15 protein-coding genes are annotated in these 18426 nt (G+C 73.2%); 9 read left to right on the top strand and 6 right to left on the bottom strand.

Translation table 11 applies throughout. From position 1 onward, the window contains the following. The 3 genes from EFE23_RS20745 to EFE23_RS20735 all read right to left on the bottom strand — a co-directional run. The coding region (locus tag EFE23_RS20745) for an AAA family ATPase (RefSeq protein WP_148058496.1) at positions 1 to 1675 on the bottom strand (1675 nt) is incomplete at its 3' end. Continuing rightward, a complete protein-coding gene (locus EFE23_RS20740) occupies positions 1675 to 2823 on the bottom strand; it encodes an exonuclease SbcCD subunit D (protein ID WP_123242607.1) in 1149 nt (382 codons plus the stop codon). The genes EFE23_RS20740 and EFE23_RS20745, both read right to left, overlap by 1 nt. Positions 2824 to 2835: 12 nt before the next feature. Further along, positions 2836 to 4590 (bottom strand): ATP-binding protein, encoded by a 1755-nt coding sequence (locus EFE23_RS20735; protein WP_123242606.1) that lies wholly within the window; start codon positions 4588 to 4590, stop codon positions 2836 to 2838. Between the two features lie 268 nt (positions 4591 to 4858). Between EFE23_RS20735 and EFE23_RS20730 the strand changes: the two genes are divergently transcribed. Continuing rightward, positions 4859 to 6466 carry an alpha/beta fold hydrolase gene (locus EFE23_RS20730; protein ID WP_123242605.1) on the top strand — a complete coding sequence of 536 codons (1608 nt, stop codon included), beginning with the start codon at positions 4859 to 4861 and terminating at the stop codon, positions 6464 to 6466. A 6-nt stretch (positions 6467 to 6472) separates the two neighbouring features. Here the strand turns inward: EFE23_RS20730 and EFE23_RS20725 are convergent, their stop codons facing one another. After that, positions 6473 to 6883: a DUF7144 family membrane protein gene (locus tag EFE23_RS20725; protein ID WP_123242604.1), complete on the bottom strand. Its 411-nt coding sequence runs from the start codon at positions 6881 to 6883 to the stop codon at positions 6473 to 6475. Between the two features lie 247 nt (positions 6884 to 7130). Between EFE23_RS20725 and EFE23_RS20720 the strand changes: the two genes are divergently transcribed. Then, on the top strand, positions 7131 to 8669 hold the full coding sequence (locus tag EFE23_RS20720) for a M4 family metallopeptidase (RefSeq protein WP_123242603.1): 1539 nt from the start codon (positions 7131 to 7133) through the stop codon (positions 8667 to 8669). Between the two features lie 129 nt (positions 8670 to 8798). On the opposite strand, the gene EFE23_RS20715 is transcribed toward EFE23_RS20720, so the two are convergent. Continuing rightward, complete coding sequence (locus EFE23_RS20715; protein WP_123242608.1) at positions 8799 to 9632, bottom strand: alpha/beta fold hydrolase; 834 nt, start codon at positions 9630 to 9632, stop codon at positions 8799 to 8801. 72 nt (positions 9633 to 9704) lie between these two features. Here EFE23_RS20715 and EFE23_RS20710 point away from each other — a divergent pair, with 72 nt between their 5' ends. After that, positions 9705 to 10781: a sigma-70 family RNA polymerase sigma factor gene (locus EFE23_RS20710; RefSeq protein WP_123242602.1), complete on the top strand. Its 1077-nt coding sequence runs from the start codon at positions 9705 to 9707 to the stop codon at positions 10779 to 10781. Here EFE23_RS20710 and EFE23_RS20705 read toward each other — a convergent pair. After that, positions 10736 to 11512, bottom strand: coding sequence for a pyrimidine reductase family protein (locus EFE23_RS20705; RefSeq protein WP_123242601.1), 777 nt, complete (start codon positions 11510 to 11512; stop codon positions 10736 to 10738). The two genes, EFE23_RS20710 and EFE23_RS20705, sit on opposite strands and share 46 nt — an antisense overlap. Before the next feature lie 150 nt (positions 11513 to 11662). Here EFE23_RS20705 and EFE23_RS20700 point away from each other — a divergent pair, with 150 nt between their 5' ends. From EFE23_RS20700 to EFE23_RS20675, 6 genes are all read left to right on the top strand, one after another. After that, the gene (locus EFE23_RS20700) at positions 11663 to 12208 is read left to right on the top strand and encodes a plasmid pRiA4b ORF-3 family protein (RefSeq protein ID WP_123242600.1); all 546 of its coding nucleotides are present in this window, start codon (positions 11663 to 11665) and stop codon (positions 12206 to 12208) included. A 243-nt stretch (positions 12209 to 12451) separates the two neighbouring features. Next, the gene (locus EFE23_RS20695) at positions 12452 to 13768 is read left to right on the top strand and encodes an ABC transporter substrate-binding protein (RefSeq protein WP_123242599.1); all 1317 of its coding nucleotides are present in this window, start codon (positions 12452 to 12454) and stop codon (positions 13766 to 13768) included. A 115-nt stretch (positions 13769 to 13883) separates the two neighbouring features. Next, positions 13884 to 14861 (top strand): carbohydrate ABC transporter permease, encoded by a 978-nt coding sequence (locus EFE23_RS20690; RefSeq protein ID WP_123242598.1) that lies wholly within the window; start codon positions 13884 to 13886, stop codon positions 14859 to 14861. Between the two features lie 9 nt (positions 14862 to 14870). Further along, on the top strand, positions 14871 to 15767 hold the full coding sequence (locus tag EFE23_RS20685) for a carbohydrate ABC transporter permease (RefSeq protein WP_123242597.1): 897 nt from the start codon (positions 14871 to 14873) through the stop codon (positions 15765 to 15767). Further along, positions 15764 to 17197, top strand: coding sequence for a GH1 family beta-glucosidase (locus EFE23_RS20680; RefSeq protein WP_123242596.1), 1434 nt, complete (start codon positions 15764 to 15766; stop codon positions 17195 to 17197). Before EFE23_RS20685 ends, EFE23_RS20680 begins: the two co-directional genes overlap by 4 nt. 80 nt (positions 17198 to 17277) lie before the next feature. Then, positions 17278 to 18324 carry a LacI family DNA-binding transcriptional regulator gene (locus EFE23_RS20675; protein ID WP_123242595.1) on the top strand — a complete coding sequence of 349 codons (1047 nt, stop codon included), beginning with the start codon at positions 17278 to 17280 and terminating at the stop codon, positions 18322 to 18324. Positions 18325 to 18426: the final 102 nt, after the last annotated feature.

Raw genomic sequence — 18426 nt, 5'->3', positions numbered from 1 at the left:
CGTCGCGGTCGGCGGCGGGCGGGCCGAACCGGGCTAGCCGGTCCCGGGTGGCGTCGAAGTCCCGCCACGCGCGGCGCAGCCGCTCCTCCGCCCCGTCGAGCGCGCCCCGGGCTCGGCGGGCGGCGTCCCGGCCGGACCGGACCGCGCCGGCCGCCTCCTCCAGGGCGCGGCGCAGCCGGGCGTGCTCGGCCAGGGTCTCCCGCAGCGTCTCCGGCGCGGCCGCGCCAACGAGTTGGGCGTCCAGCTCGGTCAGCCGGGCCCGGAGCTGGTCGTGCTCGGTGCGGGCGCGCAGCAGCACCCGGTCCAGCTCGCGCGCGGCGGCGTCGCGCTCCTGCACCACCCGCTTCGCCGCCTCGCTGGCCGCCCGGGCCGACCGGCCGGCCTCGATCGCGCCGGCCACCGCCGATCCCTCCGGCACCGCCGGCACCCGGGGGACCACCTGTTCGCAGACCGGGCACGCGTCCCCGTCGGCCAGGTGCGCCCGTAGCGCCACCGCCTGATCGGTGGCCTTGGCCTCCTCGTGCGCCCGGAACGCCGCCTCCAGGTGCGCCTCGGCCCGCTCGGCGGCGGCCCGGGCCTCGGCGAGCGCGCCGGCCGCCACGTCGTGCTCGGCCTGCGCCGCGCCCACCGCGGCGCCGACCGTCGCCACCTCGCCGGTCAGCCGTTCCCGGTCGGCGTGCGCCTTCAGCAGCAGGCGCAGCGCGCTCTCGTCGCCGGCCGTGGCCAGCTCGCCGCGCAGCTTCTCCTCGCGTTCCTCGGCCAGCCCGACCGCCGCCGCGGCGTCGTCGGCGGCCGTCCGGGCGTCGGCCACCGCCCGGGCCAGCTCGGCGGTCCCGTCCGGGGGCCGGACGCCGGCCAGCACGGCCAGTTCCGCGTCGAGCGCGGCGAGCGCCGTCGCCTGCTCCCGCGCCGTCGCCCGGGCCCGATCCAGCTCCGGTACGGCGGCCGCGACCGCCCCGGCCAGCTCGCGCATCCGGTCGACCCGCTGCCGCGCCGCGGCGAGGGCCCCGTCGTCGACGTCGGCGAGCCCGCCGAGCATCCGGTCCACCGCCTCCAGCTTCGCCTCGGCCTGGCCGGCGCGCTCGGTGGCCTTCTTCTGCACCTCCTCGTAGACGCCGAGGCCGAGCAGGTTGACCAGGATCTGCTGCCGGGTGGCCGGCTTGGCGTGCAGGAAGTCGGCGAACTGCCCCTGCGGCAGCACCACGCAACTGGTGAACTGCTCGTACGGCAGGCCGACCGCGTCCAGCACCGCCCGCTCCATCTCGGCGGGGGTGCCGGCCACCACCTCGCCGAGGTCCTCCGGGCTGAGCCCGGTGTCGAGCTTGGTCACGTCGAAGCCGGGCGGCATCAGCTGCAGCCCGGCGTTGGCCGTCTTCACCGCGCCCCGGCCGTCCCGGCGGACCACGCGGGTGGCCACGTACCGGTCGCCGGCGGACTCGAAGACCAGCCGCACCCGGGCCTCGGTGGCCGAGGGGGCGAGCGCGTTGCCCAGCCCCCGGGCGCCGCCCCAGCGGGGCACGGTGCCGTAGAGGGCGAAGCAGATCGCGTCGAGCACCGTCGACTTGCCGGACCCGGTCGGCCCGACCAGGGCGAAGAAGTCGGCGTCGGTGAAGTCGACGGTGGTCTCCTCGCGGAAGACGGTGAAGCCCGCCATGTCCAGCCGCATCGGCCGCATCAGTGGTCGACCTCCTCGAGCAGCTCGTCGAAGAGCTCCTGGACGCCCTCGTCGGCGTGCCCCCGGCTGCCCAGATAGTCGGCGAAGAGCTCGCGCGGGGACCGGCCGGCCCGCTGGGCCGTCCGGGTGCCGCTGCCCGGGGCGGGCACCAGCTCCGGGTCGATCCGGATCTCCAGCGCGCGGGGGAGCAGCTCCTGCACCTCCTCGCGCAGCCCGGCGCGGGGCTGCTCGCGGACGTAGACCCGCAGCCAGCCCTCCGGGGCGTCGATCTCGGCGAGCTGGGCGAGGGTGCCGCGGACCGTACGCAGCGGCACCGCGCCGGGCACCGGCACCTCCCGTACCTGCGCGGCGGTCGTCGCGGTCACCTCGACGACCGTCACCGAGCCGACGTTCTCCTGCTCGCCGAAGTCGACCGCGAGCGGGCTGCCGCTGTAGCGGATCGGGCAGGGGCCGATCACCCGCTGGGAGCGGTGCAGGTGCCCAAGCGCCACGTAGTGCGCGGTGCCGGGGAAGACGGTGGCGGGGACCGCGTAGCCCAGCACGGTGTGCGCGTCCCGCTCCCCACCGCCGGTGCTCGCCCCGACCACGGTGAGGTGCGCTGTCACGAGGTGCACCCGGTCCGGCTCGGTGAAGCCCTCGGCGAGCCGGGCGAGCACCCGCCCCAGGTGGTCGGCGTACGTCTGGTTGGCCTCGGCGGCGGTCAACTCGTACATCTCCACGGCGCGGACCGCGTACCGCTGGGAGAGGAAGGGCAGCGCGGCCAGCTGCCAGCGCTCGCCGTCGGCGGTGACCCCGTCGATGACGTGCTCGGCCGGGTTGTCCCGTACGCTGCCGCGCAGCGTGATGCCGGCCGCCTCGGCCCACGGTCGCAGCGCGTCGAGGGCCTGCCCGTTGTCGTGGTTGCCGCCGATCGCCACCACGTCCGCCCCGGTCCGCCGCAGCGCGGTCAGCGCGCGGGTGACCAGCCGGGTCGCCTCCGGGGTGGGCGCGGCGGTGTCGTACAGGTCGCCGGCCACGATGACCAGGTCGGGCCGCTCGGTGCGGGCGATCTCGATCACCTGGGCGAGGACCTGCTTGTGCTCCTCGGCCCGGGACTGCCCCTTGAGCACCTTGCCGACGTGCCAGTCGGAGGTGTGCAGGATCTTCATGCCTCAGCCACCTCAGAACGGGATGTCGTCGTCGGAGGCCCCGGAACCGGAGCCCACCACCGCGAACGGATCGGCCGCCTGGGTGATCGAGCGCAGCGTCTCCGACGGCGCCCGGCCGGCCTCCGAGACCCGGGTCGCCCACGCGGGGAAGGGGAACTCCAGGCAGAGCGGGACCGGGATGTCCGGCTGGTTGACGAACATGGTGCCGGGCTTGGCCAGCAGCGCCCGCTGTCGCTGGGCGGGCGGGAGGAAGCCGTACTCCGGGCGGGACGCCTCGGCCGGGTCGAGCCGGCCGACCACCCGGATCGCCGAGTTGGTGACGATCCGCCGCTCCACCTCGCTGGCGGTCTGCTGCGCGCCGACCAGGATCACCCCGAGCGAGCGGCCCCGCTCGGCGATGTCGAGCAGCACCTCCTTGATCGGGGAGGAGCCCTCGCGGGGGGCGTACTTGTTGAGCTCGTCGAGCACCACGAAGAGCAGCGGCTTGGCGGTGCCGGCCTTCTCCTTGCGCTCGAACTCGCTCTTGAGCGTCACGCCGACCACGAAGCGTTGCGCCCGGTCCGGCAGGTTGTGCAGGTCGACCACGGTGACCTGCGCGCTCTCCGAGGTGTTGATGCTGTGCGGGCGGCGGGTGGCCAGGTCGCCGCGGATCAGCCGGCCCAGGTCCTTCTTGCTGCCGATCAGCCGGCGGGCGAAGGCGTTGACCGTGCCCAGGCCGACCGCGCTGCCCGCCCAGTCGCCCCGGGTCTCGTCGTCGTTGAGCTGCTCGACGATGTGGTCGACCAGGTCGGCGTAGGACCCCAGCCGCACCCCGTCGATGCTCACCCCGCCGTCGGCGGGCTGCCCGTACCGGGCCAGGTGGGCGGCGACCGAGTGCACCACCATCGTGTACTGCTGCCGCTCGTCGTCGGCGTCGGCGAAGACGTACGGCAGCAGGCGGTCGGCGCAGAACTCGCTCAGCGTCCAGTAGAAGCTGTCCACCCCGGTGAGCCGGCTGCTCACGTCCGGCGTACCCGAGGAGTCGCCGACCCGGGGCGGCGCGTGGACCCGGACGTCGGGAAAGGCCCCGGCGGTCAGGCCGAGCTTGGCGTACCCGGCCCGGGTGTCGTCGTCGAGCCGGGCGTTGGGGTGGTCGAGGAAGAGCAGGTCCTCGCCCTTGACGTTGAAGATGAGCGCCTTGGCGTTGACCGCGTCGCCGCCCAGCACCCCGGAGCGGAAGACCGAGTAGAGCAGGAAGGTGGCGAAGCTGGTCTTGGTGGCCACCCCGGAGATGCCGGAGATGGAGACGTGCGCGCCGCGGGTGCCGTCGAGGAAGTCGGCGTTGAGGTAGACCGGGACGCCGTCGCGGCCCATGCCCATCGGGATGCGCCGCTCCATCCGGTCGAAGTGCAGCGCCCGGGCCCGAGCGTCGCCCTCGGCCCGGTGCACCACCGCGCCGGGGGTGGGCGGCACGTAGAACTCCGGGTCGACCCGGGTGGTGGTGATCTCGGCGGCCTCCTGCACCTGGGCCGGCAGCGTGCCGTCGGCGATGGCGAAGACGTCGGAGTCGAACTGCGCCCCCTCGTGCCGGGCGCGGACCTGGGTGACCACGCCGGCGATGGTCACCGGCTCGCGGTCGGGCAGCTCGCGCCGGGTCACCACCACGTCGTCGAGTTGCAGGTAGCTGCCGGGGGAGACGGCCGTCCAGAAGGTGAGCGGGGTGGCGTCGGCGGTGCCCAGCACCCGGCCGACCCCGTCGCCGGGGCCGTCGAGCAGGTCGTCGGTCATCGGCGGTCTCCGGTCGGCTGGTCGTCTCGGTCGCGGCGCACGAGGAGCATCCTGCCCGAGGGATGCGACAGGTTGCCACGCGACGCGGCGGACGCCACCCCGCTCGTTCGGTCGGCTCGCGCAGCGCCGTCGACCGCTGACCGTCCGTACGGCTCGCGGTCCGCGAATTCCGGCACCGACCGGGCAGATTCGCGAGATCCTGCGCAGGGGGGCCGGAGGACCCGGGGCGCGAGGAGCGGCGGTGGAATCGACCAGGAGCCGGTTGGCCATGTTGCTCCTGCTCGCCATGCTGCCGCCGGTGCTGGAGGCGGCCGTGCTGTCCGGCATCGGCTTCACCGGGGCCCGCGCGCTCGCCCCCCAGGCGACCGGCGTCTGGCCGTACGACTCGTACCACGACCTGCGCTGGCTGCTGGTCTACCACAACTCGTGGTGGCATTTCCTGCTTGGGCTGGTGGGCCTCACCGCCGTGCGCGGGCTGCTCTCCGCGGGGCTGACCGCGCTGGCCTGGCCCGCGCAGGTGCAGCGCCCCCCGTTCGGCTGGCTGGTCCGGCGGAACCTGGAGGTCGCCGCCCTCGCCGCGGTGATCATCTCACCGTGGGCCGCGCTCTCCGTCGCCTTCTCGGTGGTCGCGCTCTCCTGGTACCTGCTCGCCTCGCTGGTCCCGATGCTGGTGCTCGCCCCGTTCCTGCAACGCGCCGGGGTGGTCGGGACCTGGTGGCGCGGGCTGCCCACGATCGAACTGCTCGGCTGGTCGGTGCTCAACTTCGCCGTGCTCACCTTCGCGGGGGCGCTGATCTCCAGCACCCGCGGCTGGTGGGGCGTTCCGGTGACGGCGCTGGCCGGGGCGGCGAACGGCCTGCTCTGGCGGCAGACCGTGGCGGCGGCGGCGCTGCCGGCGCGGATCCGCTGGCCCCGGGTGCCGGTGGCGCCGGTGGCCATCGTCCTGACCATGGCCGGCGCGGTGGCGGCGCAGTCGCTCATCGGGCTCGCGCTGGGCACGCCGGGGGAGTGGACGCCGCCGGTGGTCAGCGAACGGCTTCCCGACCGGGTGCCGCACGCGGTGATCGTCATCGCCGGGCACGACTCGGAGTGGAACGGGCGGCCGCCGGTGGACCCCCGGGTGGAGCGCTTCTCCTACGCGGGGCTCGACCGCGGGGGCCGCCCGCTGCCGTACGCCCCGGAGGCCACCCACCGCACCCTGGACTCCAGCGCCGTGCTGCTGGCCGCGCAGGTCGACGCGCTGCACCGGCGGACCGGTCGGCCGATCGCCCTGCTCGGCTCCAGCGAGGGCGCGATGGTGGCGCGGACCTACCTGGACAAGTGGTCGAAGCCGACGCCGGTGGAGGCGGTGATGCTGTTCAGCCCGCTGATCCAGCCCGGGCGGGCCTACTATCCGCCGCCGGGACACAGCGGCTGGGGCGTGGCCGCCGGGTGGGAACTGCGCGGGATCTTCTGGCTGGCGAACCTGGGCCGCGAGGTGAGGAGCGGACCGGACGAGCCGTTCGTGCGGTCGGTGCTGATCGACGCGCCCTTCTACCGCAACCGCACGCTCTGCCCGGTGCCCGGCGTCCGGATGGTGGCGTTCCTGCCGACCTCCAGCGCGGCGGAGGCGCCGCCGGGCGAGTACAGCCAGGTGCCGGTGTTCCAGTTGCCCGCCTTCCACGGCGGGCTGATCGGCCGGCGGGCCGCCGAGGACCGGGTGGTCGACTTCCTGGCCGGCGGTCGGATCGACCGGCCGAGGCGGGAGTACGACCTGTTCCAGCGGCTGGGTTCCGCCTGGCAGGCGCCGCCGCTGGCGCTGGTGGTCAACCCGGTGTGGGCGGCCACCCGGGAGGCCGACCCGGCGTTCACCGGCCGGATCTGCGAACCCCGCTGACCCGCCTCAGCCGCCGGCCCGTACGGCGCGGTGCCGGCGGAGCAGCAGCCGGACGGCCGCACCGGTGAGCGCGACCACGAAGAGCGCTCGGACCGGCGCGTACGGGAAGAGCAGCACGTCCACGACGACCGCCAGCGCGGCGCACCCGATCGCCGTGGCGGCGGTGCCGCGCCGGCCGGTGACGGCCAGCAGCCCGGCGAGCGCCACCGCCGCCCCGAGCGCCACGTGCAGCCACGCCCAGCCGGTGATGTCGAGCTGGTAGACCCCGCGTCTGGTCAGCACCATGAACGGGTCCGCCGTCGTGTTGGCGTAGGCGGCCACCACGTCGACCAGGCCCGAGGCGACCAGCAGCCCGCCGGCGAGCAGTGGCCGGTCGACTCCCGCCGGATCCGCCCCGGCCCGCTGCGGAGCACGCATTTGTCCAGGTTAAGGCGCTTGGCGTGGGCGGGTGGAAAAAATCTTGGCCAAAGGGCGTGACAGAAAAGGGCCGGCGGGCGCAAGAATGTGCAACAGCGCATCGAGGATCTTTCCTCCATCGATACCTCGTGCGCCGCCACGCCCGTGCCACCCGCCCGGGCGTGGCCGATCCGTCGTCTCCTCCGTCGACGGATCACCGTCGGTCGGCACCCCCCCGACCGGCAGTCCTCGTGAAGGTAGGTGTTCCATGCGTCGTACCACTCTCCTGGGCGGCCTGGCCACGGCCGCGTTGCTGGCCGCCGCCGGCAGCCTCCCCGCCACCGCCTCCGCAGCCCCCGCGTCCGGTGACCCGTTCACCCGCGCGGTGGCCCAGCTCAAGGCCCATTCCGGCAGCGCACTCGTCGCCGACGGCCAGTCGTTCACCCTGCAGAAGGTGCTGACCGACGCCGACGGCACCCAGCACGTCCGGCTGCACCGCTACCAGGACGGCCTGCCGGTCCTGGGCGGTGACACGGTCGTCCACCTGGGCAAGGGCAACACCTGGCGCGGCGCCAGCCAGACCCTGGCCGCGGCCCCGAGCCGGGGCGCGAAGGCGAAGATCAGCGAGGCGGCCGCCGGCCGCGCCGCGCTGGCCACCGCCACCGCCACCGGCGCCCGGGTCGACGGCAGCCAGCTCGTCTACGACGCCGACGGGGCCGACACCGCCCTGGCGTACCAGGTCGTGGTCAGCGGCGTGCGCGCCGACGGCACCCCGAGCCGGCTCAACGTGCTGGTCGACGCCACCACGGGCCGGGTCCGCGACTCGTGGGACGCGATCCAGACCGACGGCACCGGCAATACCTTCCACTCCGGCTCGGTCGCGGTGGGCACCACCCTCTCCGGCGGGACCTACCAGCTCAACGACGGCGCCCGGGGCGGCCACAAGACCTACGACCTGAACGGTGGCACCAGCGGCACCGGCACCCTGGTCACCAACGCCGCGAACGTCTTCGGTGACGGCACGCTGGCCGACCGGCAGACCACCGCCGCGGACGCGCACTACGGCGCGGCCGAGACCTGGGACTACTACAAGAACACCTTCGGCCGCAACGGCATCCGCAACGACGGCAAGGCCGCGTACAGCCGGGTGCACTACAGCACCAACTACGCCAACGCGTTCTGGGACGACTCCTGCTTCTGCATGACCTACGGCGACGGCGGCTCCGGCTGGTATCCGCTGACCTCGCTGGACGTGGCGGGTCACGAGATGAGCCACGGCGTCACCAGCAACACCGCCGGCCTGCGCTACAGCGGCGAGTCCGGCGGCCTCAACGAGGCCACCAGCGACATCTTCGGCACCATGGTCGAGTTCTACGCGAACAACGCCAAGGACCCGGGTGACTACCTGATCGGCGAGAAGCTGCGCACCAGCGGCGCCCCGCTGCGCTACATGGACAAGCCCTCCAAGGACGGCTCCTCCGCCGACTGCTGGAGCCGGTCGGTCGGCCGGCTGGACGTGCACTACTCCTCCGGCGTGGCGAACCACTTCTTCTACCTGCTCGCCGTCGGCAGCGGCTCGTCCTCGTACGGCAACAGCCCGACCTGCAACGGCAGCACCGTGACCGGAATCGGCAACGCCAAGGCCGCCGCGATCTGGTACCGCGCGCTCACCACGTACATGACCTCGCGCACCGGCTACTCGGGCGCCCGCACCGCCACCCTGTCGGCCGCCGCCGACCTGTACGGCAGCACCAGCACCGAGTACCAGACGGTGGCCGCCGCCTGGTCGGCCGTCTCCGTCAACTGATCGTCTGACCCGGCGTCGGCGGACTCCTCCGCCGCCGACGCCGGGCGGCGGCGCTCCGCCGGCACGGGCGCGGGATCCAGCGGCATCCCGCGCCCGTCGTCGTGCCGGCCCCGGCCGGCTCGACCCGGCTCAGCCCTCGGCGAGCACCGCGTGCAGCCGGGTGGCGAAGGCGGCCGGGTCCTCCACGAACCCGATGTGCCCGCCGGGGAACAACGCCGGGGCCGCGCCCAGCGCCGCGGCGAGCGCGCGGGAGGTACGGTCGCAGACCTGGCCGGTCGACGTCTCGCCCAGTCCGACCACGACCCGGGTCGGGCCGTCGCGCAGGGCGGCAACATCGGGCCGGAACCGGGTCGTGCCGCGGATCATGTGCACGTACTGGAAGTGCTCGTCGGCGGCGGCCTGCGGCTCCGGCTGGCCGCCGAACATGGCCAGGACCAGCTCCTCCGGCAGGTGGATGTTCGCGTTGGCGAGGAACTTGCGTCCGGCGCCGAGCCGGTCCCCGGCGAGGTAGGTGGCGATCATGTCGTCCTCCCGGGCCAGCAGTTCCGTCCGGTCGTCGAGCAGACCGAGCAGCGGCGGCTCGTGCGCGACGACCGTGTGCACCTGCTCGGGGTGGGCCTGGGCGAGGGCGAGGACGGTCACCGCGCCGCCGCTGGACCCGAGCACGGCGGCCGGGCCGGCGTCCAGGTGGGCCAGGAGCCGGGACAGGTCGTCGGCGCGCAGTTCGGGCGTGGAGTCCTGGTGCGGGTCGTGCAGCACGCTGCGGCGGATGCCGCGCGGATCGGTGGTCAGCACCGTGCGGTCGGCGGCCAGCAGGTCGGCCAGCGGCGCGAAGGCGTCGGCGTCCATCGGGGCTGCGACCAGGGCCACGAGGGGCCCCTGTCCGCGTACCTCGTAGTGGAGCCGCCCGTCCGGGACCGCCAGGCTGCCGGTCGTCGCGGACGCGGTGGATGTGCTGCTCATCGGAGCCTCCGGGTTCGTGGTGAGTGAGCCGTTCACCTTCCAGACCGCGCCGGTGCGGCAGAATCGTCGCTCGTGAGCGTCACGTCCCCGACCGCCGCCGGGTCCCGGGAGCCGGGTGGGGTCGACCAGGCCGCCTTCACCGCGCTCGTCGCACCGCTGCGCCGGGAACTGCACGCCCACTGCTACCGGATGCTCGGCTCGGTCCACGACGCGGACGACGCCCTCCAGGACACCCTGCTGCGGGCCTGGCGGGGGCTGCCCGGCTTCCAGGGACGGGGCTCCCTGCGCTCGTGGCTGTACACCGTGGCGACCCGCGTCTGCCTGGACGCGGTCGCCGGCCGCGCCCGGCGACCCCTGCCGGTCGACCTCGGTCCGGCCAGCCCGCACGCCGTCCCGGACAGCCGCCCCGACCGGGACGTGGCCTGGCTCGAGCCCTATCCGGACGCCGGCCTCGCCGCCGTACCGGTCGCCCCGGACGCCCGGTACGAGCAGCGCGAGTCGGTCGAGCTGGCCTTCGTGGCCGCCGTGCAGCACCTGCCGGGCAACCAGCGGGCCGCCCTGCTGCTCTTCGACGTCCTCGGCTACTCCGCCGCCGAGATCGCGGCCATGATGAGCACCTCGACCACCTCGGTGAACTCCGCGCTCGCCCGGGCCCGCCGGGTGCTCGCCGCGCGGCTCCCCGCCGTCACCCAGCAGCGAACGCTGCGCGCGCTCGACGACGCCCGGCTGCGGGAGATCGTCGTCCGGTACGCCACCGCCCTAGAGGACGGCGACGCCGAGGCCCTGGTCGCCCTGCTCACCGAGGATGTCACCTGGTCGATGCCGCCGATGCCGCACTGGTACCGGGGCATTGGGGCGGTCCTCGACTTCGCCCGGTCCGGGCCGCTGGGCCCCTGCGGCAGCTGGCGGCACCTGCCGGTCGGCGCGAACGGCCAGCCCGCGCTCGCCGCCTATCTGCGCCGGACCGGCAGCGGCCCGTACCTGCCCTGGTCGATCACCGTGCTGACGTTGCGGGACGGCCGGATCGCCGAGCTCACCTCGTTCCTGGACGTCGACCAGTTCGCGGCGTTCGGGCTGCCCGCCGAGCTGCCGCCCGGGCCGGGTCAGGCGGGGCCACCGGACGGCGACCCGACCGGGACGCGGGCGTAGCGCAGCATCAGCACGCCGTCGTCGGCGACCAGCACGTGCCGCAGCGGCAGCGGGTGGGGCGGCCCGCCGTCCCCGGCGGTGATCCGGCCCGCTCCGGCGCCGGCGAGCAGCGGCGCCACGGTCAGGCACAGCTCGTCCACCAGGTCGGCGGCGGTCAGCGCCCCGAACAGGTGCGGGCCGCCCTCGCAGAGCAGCTGCGCCAGCCCGCGGCGGCGCAGCTCGGCGAGGCCCGCGGCGAGGTCGACCCGCTCCGGGCCGCAGCGGACCAGGTCGGCCACCTCGGTCAGCCCGGGTGGCGGCTCGACCCCGTCGCGGGTGAGCACCAGCGGCCGGACCGGCGCGTCGGCGAAGCACGCCTGGGCCGGGTCCAGGTCCAGCGAGCCGGAGACCACCACCAGCGTGGGGTACTCGGCCAGGCCGTGCTTTCGCCGCCAGGCCCGGCGGTCCGCGCTCAGCCGAACCGCGCGGTAGCCCTCGTGGCGCAGCGTGCCGGCGGCAACCACCAGGCCGTCGCAGAGCATCCGCAGCAGGCCGAAGACGCGCTTGTCCGGCTCGCCGGAGAGACCGGCCGAGTAGCCGGCGAGGGTGACCGCGCCGTCGACACTGGTCACGAAGTTCACCCGCAGGTGGGGCCGGTCGGGGCGGCCGTAGAGCGCGGCCAGTTCGGGGTCGGTCAGCGGACCGGTCGCGGGCGCCGGCCAGGCCCGCGAGATGGACGTCGCGGCGCTCATTCGCCGGCCGGACCGGTGACCGGAGGGGTCGGTTCGGGGGTACGGTGCTGACAGTCGCACCACTTCCGGCCCGGACAGTCGTCGTGCCGCCGCTCCCGGCACGCTCGGCAGATCATGTGGGCAGCCTATGCCGAGGAAGGATGGGACAGCATGTCGCGGCAGATCTTCCAGCTGAAGGTGAGCCTCGTCGGGACCCGGCCGTCGGTGTGGCGGCGGGTGCTGGTCCCCGGCGGCTACACCCTCGACCGCGTGCACCGGGTGGTGCAGCACGCGATGGGCTGGCGGGACTGCCACCTCCATTCGTTCGAGATCGACGGGCGCCAGTACGGAGAGCCCGACCCGGACGGTGAGCTGGCGGTCCGCGACGAGCTGGACGTCCGGCTGGACGCGGTGGTGGGCAAGGGCGACCGTTTCCAGTACGTCTACGACTTCGGCGACTGGTGGGAGCACGACCTGCTGGTGGAGGACGTCTGCGCCGCGGACCCGGACGAGCGCTACCCGGTCTGCCCGGTGGGGGAGCGGGCCTGTCCGCCGGAGGGGATCGGCGGCCCCGCCGGGCACGCGGTCCTGCTGGCCGCTCTCGCGGATCCGGAGCACCCGGAGCGCCGCACCATGCGCGACTGGGCCGGGCCGGGCTTCGACCCGGCCGCCTTCGACGCCACCCGCGCCACCACCCTGCTGCGCCGCTTCTGCTGATCCCCGCTTCGGCCGCAGGTCGGAGTCGGCGCGGTAACGATCTGGGAACGCTCCCATCGGTCTATTGACACCCCTGACCCCTGCCGGCAATCTCATGGGAGCGCTCCCGCGAGTGGCGTGGATCTCATCCCTGCCTGCTCGCGGGTCTCCGTCGGTGACCGGTCGGGTCGGCGGCGGCGAGCCCGCGCGATCAGCACCCCCCACCACACAGATATCGCCTCACCACCGAAAGAGGGGTCTCGGATGAGCGTCCCAACCCGCCGCCGGCGGTTCGCGGCCATCGCGATCGCGTCCGTCGCGGTGCTCGCCACCGCCACCGCCTGCGGCGACGACTCGTCGTCGGACAGCGGCAAGAGCGATGGCCCGGTCACCCTGGTCGTCGACGTCTTCGGCGACCAGGGCTTCGGCTACGACGAGCTCTACAAGCAGTACGAAGCGGACCACCCGAACGTCAAGATCCAGGAGCGGGGCAAGGGCCTCGGCCTGGGTGACTACAACACCCGCCTGACCCAGCAGATCACCGCTGGCTCGGGCGCCGGTGACGTGGTGGCCCTGGAGGAGGGCACCATCGTCCAGTTCTACGCTCAGGCCGACAAGTTCGTGAACCTCGCCGACTACGGGGCGAACGACCTCAAGGGCAACTTCCTGCCGTGGAAGTGGGAGCAGGGCACCACCCCCGACGGCAAGGTGCTCGGCCTCGGCACCGACGTCGGCTCGATGGCGCTGTGCTACCGCAGCGACCTGTTCAAGGCCGCCGGGCTGCCCACCGACCGCGAGCAGGTCGGCGCGCTCTGGCCTACCTGGGACCAGTTCATCGCCACCGGGCAGAAGTTCGCCGCCGCCGACAAGAAGCACAAGTTCGTCGACTCGGCGACCAACTTCTACAACGTGGTGCTCATGCAGATCGCCGGCCAGGGCACCGGCTACACCTACTACGACAAGAGCAACAAGCTGGTCATCGACCAGAACCCGGACGTGAAGTCGGCGTACGACCTGACCACCAAGATGATCGCCGCCGGCCTGTCGAACAACCTCCAGTCGTTCTCGAACGAGTGGAACGCCGGGTTCAAGAACGGCACCTTCGCCACCATCGCCTGCCCGGCCTGGATGACCGGTGTCATCAAGGGCCAGGCCGGTGACGCGGCGGCCGGCAAGTGGGACATCGCCAAGGCCCCCGGCAACGGCGGCAACTGGGGTGGCTCCTTCCTCGGCGTGCCGAAGTCGAGCAAGCACCAGAAGGAGGCCGCGGAGCTGGCCAAGTTCCTGACCAGCGCCAAGGGGCAGATCGAGGCGTTCAAGAAGGTCGGCAACCTGCCGTCCTCGCCGCAGGCCCTCGCGGACCCGGCCGTGGCCGACTCGACGAACGACTACTTCAGCAAGGCCCCGGTCGGCAAGATCTTCGCCGCCGGTGCCAGCGAGCTGAAGCCGGTCTACCTCGGCCCGAAGAACAACGCGGTCCGTACCGCCGTGGAGAACACCCTCCGCGCGGTGGAGCAGGGCAAGTCCGCCGAGGACCAGTGGCAGGCGGCGCTGAAGAACGGTGCGGCCGCCGGTAAGTGATCCGGCCCCGCCGTCCGCGGGTGGCGTCGACTCCGGCAGTCGGCGCCACCTGCGGTGTCCACCCCCGGCGGCACCCGTGTGGGCGGGTGACGCCGGCCGAGGAGAAGGACCTCCCATGAGCCTCGACCTGCACGCCGCGGCGCCGGCCGATGGCGGCCGGGCCGCGCGTCCCGCGCACCGCCGCCGCGGAACCTCATTCACCCGGCTGGACCTGAAGTACTCGCCCTACCTCTACATCCTGCCGTTCTTCGTGATCTTCGCGGTGTTCAGCGCGTACCCGATCGCGTACACCGTCTGGATCGCGCTGACCGACCGGTCGCCGCTGAACGCGACGATCTCCTTCGTCGGCCTGGACAACTTCGTCGAGCTGATCACCGATGACCCGCAGTTCTGGAACGCGGTGGTCAACACGTTCGGCATGTTCCTGCTCTCCACCGTGCCTCAGCTGCTGATGGCCCTGCTGCTGGCCAACGCGCTCAACCGGAAGCTGCGCGCGCAGACCTTCTTCCGGATGGCCATCGCCATGCCGATCATCACCTCGACCGCCGTCGTGGCGCTGATCTTCTCGATGATCTACGCCAAGGACTTCGGCCTGGTCAACTGGGCGCTCGACGCCGTCGGCATGGGCCCGATCGACTGGCGGGCCAACCGGTTCGCCTCCTGGTTCGCCATCTCGACCATGGTCGACTGGCGCTGGGTCGGCTACAACGCCCTGATCTACCTGGCCGCCATGCAGTCCATCAGCAAGGACATGTACGAGGCGGCGGCGCTGGACGGCGCCTCCCGCCGGCGCCAGTTCTGGTCGATCACGGTCCCGCAGCTCCGCCCGACGATCATCTTCACGCTGATCATCTCCACCATCGGCGGCCTGCAGCTCTTCACCGAGCCGCTGCTGTTCACCAGCGGCGCCGGCGGCCTCTCCGGCGGTTCGGAGGGCCAGTTCCAGACCATCACGATGTACCTGCTCGACGTGATGAACCAGCGCTTCCGGTGGGGCTACGCCGGCGCGGTCGCGCTCGTGCTCTTCGTGCTCATCGCGCTGATGTCGACGGTGAACTACCTGCTGGCCCGTCGTATCAGCTCCGACAAGTGAGGTGACGAGATGACGACCACCACGCTCCGTCCCCCCGCCCGGCCCAGCGCGCCGGTCCGCGCCGGTCACCAGGCCGAACGACTGTGGAGGGCCAGCCCGCTCACCTGGTTCGGGCTGGTCTTCGGGGTGATCCTGTCGCTCTTCCCGTTCTACTGGATGATCGTGATCGCCTCGCGCACCAACGACGCGGCCAACTCCTGGCCGCCGCCGTTCCTGCCCGGCGGCAAGCTCGGTGACAACATCCAACGGGTGCTCGACAACGGCGACGCCAACATCGTCAAGGGCCTGCTGAACTCGTTCCTGGTCTCCGGGACGATCACCATCGCCACGGTCTTCTTCGGTTCCCTCGCCGGCTTCGCCTTCGCCAAGCTCCGGTTCCGGGGCAAGAACGCGCTGCTGCTGATCATCCTGGCCTCGATGATGGTGCCCATCCAGCTCGGCGTGCTCCCGCTCTACATCCTGATGGCGAAGCTCGACTGGCTCAACACCATGCCGTCGGTGACCGTGCCGTTCCTCATCGGCGGCTTCGGGATCTTCATGATGCGCCAGTACGCCGAGCAGGCCGTCCCGAACGAGCTGATCGAGGCCGCCCGGGTGGACGGCTGCTCGACCTGGAAGGTGTACTGGCACGTGGTGGCGCCCGCCCTGCGCCCCGCCGCCGCGGTGCTCGGCCTGCTCACCTTCATGGAACAGTGGAACCAGTTCTTCTGGCCCTTCGTGGTGCTGGCCGACCCGGCCAACCCGACCGTCCAGATCTCCCTGCGCAGCCTCAACACCGCCTACTTCGCCGACAACTCGCAGATCTTCGCCGGTACGTTGATCGCGACCCTGCCCCTGTTCGTCGTGTTCGTCCTGTTCGGCCGCCAGATCATCGGCGGAATCATGGAAGGCGCCGTCAAGTCGTGAGCAACCCAGCCAGCCCGCCCGCCGTCGGCGTCCTCGACCAGGGGCCGGAACTGACCTTCCCGCCCGGCTTCCTCTGGGGCGCGGCCACCGCCGCGTACCAGATCGAGGGCGCGGCGGCCGAGGGCGGCCGGACCCCGTCGATCTGGGACACCTTCAGCCACACGGAGGGCCGGACGGTGGCCGGGCACACGGGTGACGTGGCCTGCGACCACTACCACCGGATGCCCTCCGACGTGCGGCTGATGGCCGACCTGGGGTTGAAGTCCTACCGCTTCTCGGTCTCCTGGCCCCGGGTCCAGCCCGGCGGCACCGGCCCGGCCAACGCCGAGGGGATGGACTTCTACCGGCGGCTGGTCGACGAGCTGCTGGCCCACGGCATCGAGCCGTGGCTGACGCTCTACCACTGGGACCTGCCGCAGCCGCTGGAGGACGTCGGGGGCTGGCCGGCCCGGGACACCGCCGCCCGGTTCGCCGACTACGCCCAGCTCGTCGCCGACGCCCTCGGCGACCGGGTGAAGTACTTCACCACCCTGAACGAGCCGTGGTGCTCGGCATTCCTCGGCTACGGCTCCGGGGTGCACGCGCCCGGCCGCTCGGACGGGGCGGACGCGGTCCGGGCCGGGCACCACCTGATGCTCGGGCACGGGCTGGCCGTGCAGGCGGTCCGGGCGGCCCGGCCCGGCGCGCAGCTCGGCATCACGGTCAACCTCTACCCGGTCACCCCGGCCGGCGACTCGGCCGCGGACCTCGACGCCGCCCGGCGCATCGACGGCCTGGCCAACCGGTTCTTCCTCGACCCGGTGCTGCGCGGGGCGTACCCGGCGGATCTGCAGGCCGACCTCCGCAAGGTCACCGATTTCGGGCACGTCCGCGACGGTGACCTGGCGGTGATCTCGACCCCGCTGGACATGGTGGGGGTCAACTACTACAGCCGGTACGTGGTCGCCGCGGCGGTGGAGAGCGCCGAGGCGGAGGCGTACTGGCGGGCACCGTCGTGCTGGCCGGGCAGCCAGGACGTCCGGTTCGTCACCCGGGGCGTGCCGGTGACCGACATGGACTGGGAGATCGACGCTCCCGGCCTGCTGGAGACGCTGGAGCGGGTCCACCGGGAGTACACGGACCTGCCGCTCTACGTGACCGAGAACGGCTCCGCCTTCGTGGACGCGGTGGTCGACGGCCGGGTCGACGACCCGGACCGGCTGGCGTACTTCGCCTCGCACCTGCGCGCCGCGCACGCGGCGATCAGCGCCGGTGTGCCGCTGAAGGGCTACTTCGCCTGGTCACTGATGGACAACTTCGAGTGGGCCTGGGGCTACACCAAGCGCTTCGGGATGGTCTACGTCGACTACGACAGCCAGGCGCGGATCCCCAAGTCCAGCGCCCGCTGGTACGCCGAGGTGATCCGACGCAACGGCCTGGCCGCACAATAGGCTGGGCCAGCCAGTAACGGGCGGCCCGGCACCGACGCCTCAACAGGTGCCGGGTCCGCCCGACGTCGGAGGAGCAGACGATGACAACGCAGCGCACGCGGTCGCTCGGGCGCCCGACCCTCGACGCGGTCGCCGCCCGCGCTGGCGTGGGCCGCGGCACGGTCTCCCGGGTGGTCAACGGCTCGCCCCAGGTCAGCCCGGAGGCCCGGGCCGCCGTTCAGCAGGCGATCGCCGAGCTGGGGTACGTGCCCAACCGCGCCGCCCGGGCGCTGGTGACCCAGCGGACCGACTCGGTGGCGCTGGTGGTCTCCGAGTCGGGGGAGCGGGTCTTCACCGAGCCGTTCTTCGCCGGCATCGTGCGCGGGGTCAGCTCCGCGCTGCTGGAGACCCCGATGCAGCTCTGGCTCGCCATGGCGCAGTCCCAGATCGAGCGGGAACGGGTCGAGCACCACCTGACCAACCAGCACGTGGACGGGGTCCTGCTGCTCTCGCTGCACGACGCCGACCCGCTGCCCACCCTGCTGGAGGAGCGCGGCCTGCCGACGGTGCTCGGCGGCCGGCCGGCCCGGATGCTGCACCCGAACGCCCAGCCGGCCTGGTTCGTGGACGTGGACAACGTCGGCGGCGCCCGGCAGGCGGTGGAGCACCTCTTCGCCCATGGCCGACGCCGGGTCGCCACCATCGCCGGCACCCAGGACATGGGCGCCGGCCTGGCCCGGTTGTCCGGCTACAAGGAGGCCGTCCGGGCCGCCGGCGGCAGCGTCAACCCGGACATGATCGCGTACGGGGACTTCAGCGAGGGCAGCGGCACCGCGTGCATGCGCCGGCTGCTGGAGGTCTGCCCCGAGCTCGACGCCGTCTTCGTCGCGTCCGACCTGATGGCCTTCGGCGCCCTCCGGGCGCTGCGCGAGGCCGGCCGTCGGGTGCCCGAGGACGTGGCGGTGATCGGCTTCGACGACGCCCCGATCGCCCGGCAGGCCGAGCCGCCGCTCACCACGGTCTTCCAGCCGGTCGAGGAGATGGGCCGGCAGATGGCCCGCCTGCTGGTCTCCCGGATCCGCGGCGAGGAGGTCCCGTCCCCGCACGTCCTCCTCGACACCAAGCTCATCCACCGCGCCTCCGCCTGACCCACCCACCTCCCCGATCCGCGCTGATTCACGGAAAGAGTGGCCATCCCACGCGGAATGGCCACTCTTTCCGTGAATCAGTGGGTGGCCGGCCGCCCCCGG

The organism is Micromonospora solifontis, from assembly GCF_003725545.1.
In the GTDB taxonomy this organism is placed as follows: domain Bacteria; phylum Actinomycetota; class Actinomycetes; order Mycobacteriales; family Micromonosporaceae; genus Micromonospora; species Micromonospora solifontis.
Note: the sequence above shows the minus strand (reverse complement) of the source record. Positions and strands in the feature narration are given on the sequence as shown.